This window comes from Dokdonella sp., from assembly GCF_049593775.1.
Classification (GTDB): domain Bacteria; phylum Pseudomonadota; class Gammaproteobacteria; order Xanthomonadales; family Rhodanobacteraceae; genus Dokdonella.
Map to the genome: position 1 here is coordinate 1 of NZ_JBAWHJ010000037.1, position 3,802 is coordinate 3,802.

Annotated in this window: 3 protein-coding genes; 1 reads left to right on the forward strand and 2 read right to left on the reverse strand. The window is 62.1% G+C overall.

Going from position 1 to position 3,802, the window contains the following annotated elements; all coding sequences use genetic code 11:
* Positions 1-232 precede the first annotated feature (232 nt).
* Positions 233-1,345 (forward strand): serine hydrolase domain-containing protein, encoded by a 1,113-nt coding sequence (locus WBP53_RS01295; protein ID WP_423925148.1) that lies wholly within the window; start codon positions 233-235, stop codon positions 1,343-1,345.
* Here the strand turns inward: WBP53_RS01295 and WBP53_RS01300 are convergent.
* The gene (locus WBP53_RS01300) at positions 1,329-2,948 is read right to left on the reverse strand and encodes a winged helix-turn-helix domain-containing protein (protein ID WP_423925150.1); all 1,620 of its coding nucleotides are present in this window, start codon (positions 2,946-2,948) and stop codon (positions 1,329-1,331) included. The two genes, WBP53_RS01295 and WBP53_RS01300, sit on opposite strands and share 17 nt — an antisense overlap.
* 225 nt (positions 2,949-3,173) lie before the next feature.
* Positions 3,174-3,704 (reverse strand): c-type cytochrome, encoded by a 531-nt coding sequence (locus WBP53_RS01305; protein WP_423925152.1) that lies wholly within the window; start codon positions 3,702-3,704, stop codon positions 3,174-3,176.
* Between the last annotated feature and the right edge of the window lie 98 nt (positions 3,705-3,802).

Sequence of the window (3,802 nt, forward strand, 5' to 3'; positions counted from 1 at the left end):
CTGTTAATCAATGACATAGCATTGGAAGGCTGCGATGGCGGATGGTATTTCGCACCAACACGGTGCGTTCCGCATCATCCTCTCCCCGTGATGGTGCACAACCGGGCATCGCACGCCCGAGGCGACCGGCGAGCGCCCTGTGGCGACGGCTTCAGAATTCTTCATTCGTGTTTCCGGCACTTCATTCGCCTGCATGGCGAACTGGCTTACTACCAACGCCGAGGAGATCCCGATGAAAGCCCTGATCCAGATGACCGTGCCCTTGCTGTTTGCCGCTTCCCTTTCCGTAGCCGAACAAGGTCCGCCGCCGGCACTCGACGATGGCTGGAAAGTGGCGGATGCCAAAGCCCTCGGGTGGGACGCCGCGCTGCTCAGATCAGCCGATGAAAAAATCGCCGATGGCACCTGGAAGGGCACGACCAGCCTGCTGGTTGTGCTTGATGGAAAGCTGATCCACGAGAGCTACTACAACGGCGGCAGCCGCGAGCATCTCAATGACACCCGCTCGTTGACCAAGACGGTGACGGCGATGCTGCTTGGCGCGGCCATCGATCGCGACCTGATTGGCGGCGTGGACGACCGCGTGTTCGACACGTTCAAGGATCGGCCGGCACCGAAGAACCCCGATCCACGCAAGAATGCGATCACGCTGGAAGATTTGCTGACCATGAGTTCGTTGCTCGAATGCAACGATGAGAATCAGTTCTCCTCGGGCAACGAGGAGCGCATGTATGTCACTGAGGACTGGATCGGTTTTGCGCTGGATCTGCCGATCAAGGGCTTTGCTCCGTGGGACACGAAACCCGCCGACAGTCCGCACGGTCGCTCGTTCTCCTACTGTACGGCGGGATCGTTCCTGCTCGGTGCGGTTGTCGAACGTGCGACGGGCAAGCGTCTTGGTGATTTCTCTGCCGATGTTCTGGAACAGCCGCTGGGCATTGAACACGTGAAGTGGAACGAGGCTCCGGATGGCACCCAGATCGGTGGCGGCGGCACACGCTTCCGCAGTCGTGATCTGGCCAGGCTGGGCGAACTGCTGCGCAATCGGGGCCAGTGGAACGGGCAGGCCGTTCTTTCCGGCGACTGGGTCGATGCCATGCTCAGCGTGCACGCCCAGGCCCGCGACGATGCGGACTACGGCTATCAGATCTGGCGCTTCAGGTTTCCACACAAGGGCAAGCAGGTGGACACCTGGGCGATGAGCGGAAATGGTGGCAACTACGTTTTCATTGCGCCCGATCTCGACCTGGTGACCGTAGTCACGAGCACCGCCTACAACCAGCGCTTCGCCCATCCGCAATCGCAGAAGATATTCTCTGACATCGTGCTCAAGGCGATGCCTTGACCGCTGACAACAGATCAGCCGGCAACCAGTCGGCTGCCAGAACCATGGCGCGTTCGCGCGCCACGATCTGGCCGATGCGATCAATCGCGGCGGCAAAGCGTGGCTCGTCGACCAGAGGCTTGAACAAGGGCGATACCTGCAGATAGGCGCGGTCGAGATAGCCCGCCTCGATCGCAGCGTCGAGTTCGTCCAGCGCCCGACTCTTCGCGCCTTGTCCAAGGGCGAGGACGGCCAGCTCGATATGCATTTCCGGGGAGTGCTCCCCTGAATCGATCGCCGCTCGAATCTGCGCGGCCTGCCCGGTCATCCAGGCCGCGTCGGGCGCGCCTTGCGCATAGCGGTGCAACAGGGTTTCCGGCCAGCTCGTATGCGGACGCAGATCGTGCGCCCGCTGGAATGCGGAGCGCGCCCTGGCTTCATCGCCCCGAAGCAATGCCAGCTCGCCTTCCAGAATGAAGAGCTCCGGATGCGGCGGACGCGCAAGCGCCTCGGCGATGGCCACCTCGGCCTCAGCCAGTCGACCTTGCACATACAGGCTGCGCGGCCAGGCAACGTTCGAATACACGCTGTCCGGGTATAGCCTGAAGTTCTGCGCGTAGCGCTGCTCGGCGACGGCAACAAAACCCAGCAGCTCGAGATTGCGCGCGACCTGAATGCCATGAAACCGCAAGGCCCCGCTCTTGTGCGACACCTCCAGGTTGGCCTTCAGTGCATCCGCAAGCCTGCCCTTGACCGCATAGAGATACGCCGCCGATGCCTTGCTGTCGAAGCGTGCGACCGGATCCAGTTCGACCGCGCGCTCATACTCGGCAAGGGCCTCGTCGATGTACCCGCGGCAGTCGTAGGAATATGCCAGCACATCGTGTGCGCGACTGTTTCGATCATCCTTTTCCAGCACGTTGCGAGCCAGCGTTTCTGCACGCTTCACGGAACCCGTGCCGCGGTTGTACAGGCACATGCGCGCACTCAATGCGCGGCTGAGTCCGAGCATCGCTTCAACATTGCCGGGATCATCGACAAGCACATCCTCGAACAAGTCGATAGCTCGCTCGTTGTTCGCATCCTGGCCGATGCCTGCGTAATAGAGTGCACGCTGCAACGGCTCAGTTGCAGCACCGCGTGAACCGACTTGTCGATCCGAATCGACAGGCCGGGTCTGCAAGTTGATCCACGCAGTGCCGGCAAGAAGCGCCAGCAGGAGAACTGCTGCGATCACATAAGCCCAATGGAGCTTGCGGGAAGCCGGTTGCCGGTCTGCCGTACCGAGGCTGGCATCCGAGCTTTCTGGTGTCGGCACACTGCAAAGCTGATAGCCCTGCCCGCGCACGGAACGCACATAGCGCGGCCGGCGTCCATCGTCACCCAGTGCCTGACGCAGCAACTTGACGCGCTGGGTCACCGTTTCCTCGCCGACCACGGCCGGTGCCCAGACGGCCTCGATCAGGGCATCGAAACTGACTACGCGATCACCGCATTCGATCAGATGCGCAAGCAGGCGGAAGCTGAGGCCAGCCACGTCCAGACGTGCACCTGAACGCTCGACCGTCTGGCGATCGAGGTCGACGAGCAAGTCATCGAGTTGATAGCGGCGAACATTCGGCATGGCTCAACCATAGCCGATCCGCCTCCAGCCGGGACTACTCATGAGGTGGCGCGGATGATCGCGCAGTGGATGGGTGGCAAGCGCAAGACGAGAGGAGCTCCCAATGGTGGTTCCATCGGGGCGACGAGCAACGCAGCGGTTGCCGCCCGGACGGCTGGCGTGGCGCCATGAAAAACGCCGCCCGGAGGCGGCGCTTGTTCGACACGCTACAGGAGGCTCAAGCCGCTACTGGACCTGCTCGATCATCCATTCGACGGTGACCTTGACCTGCTCGTCGCTCAGGGCCGGATTGCCGCCCTTGGCCGGCATCATGCCTGCACTGCCGGTGTAACCTTCGATGGCGTGCCTGACCATGGTTTCAGCACCGGCCGCGATGCGCGAAGCCCAGACGGCCTTGTCGGAGAGTTTCGGCGAACCACCGGCGCCCGAATCATGGCAGGCCTGACACAGGTTTCCGTAAATGACCGAGCCATCGAGCGTACCGTCATAGGCCACCTGCGAAGCAGCAGCCGCTTTGGCCGCCTCGGCGGCTGCAGCGATCGCGGCGGCTCCGGTATCACCGGCGTAAACCGCACCCACCGGCGCAATGCGCTGATCAGTGACCTTGGCCGCACCCGGATTTTCCGGCGATGGATGGCCACTGTAGATATAGGCGCCCAAGGCGATCAGGAGCACGCAAACCAACACCAGAAACGCGATGAGTTGGGCGAAGTGCTTTAGAAAGACCGCATCGGTCTGGGGTACGGGATTGGTCACGAAGCCACCTCTTGCGAGCGCCCGGAACAGGCACCGGTGCGCCAAAATTGACGGACAAGTATAGCCACGCCGATGAATTCACGGAAGTCCGCCTTTGC

What these genes read in the sequence shown, in the direction of transcription:
- WBP53_RS01295 (WP_423925148.1), top strand. Translation starts at nt 233, where the DNA reads ATGAAAGCCCTGATCCAGATGACCGTGCCCTTGCTGTTTGCCGCTTCC.
- WBP53_RS01300 (WP_423925150.1), bottom strand. Translation starts at nt 2,948, where the DNA reads ATGCCGAATGTTCGCCGCTATCAACTCGATGACTTGCTCGTCGACCTC.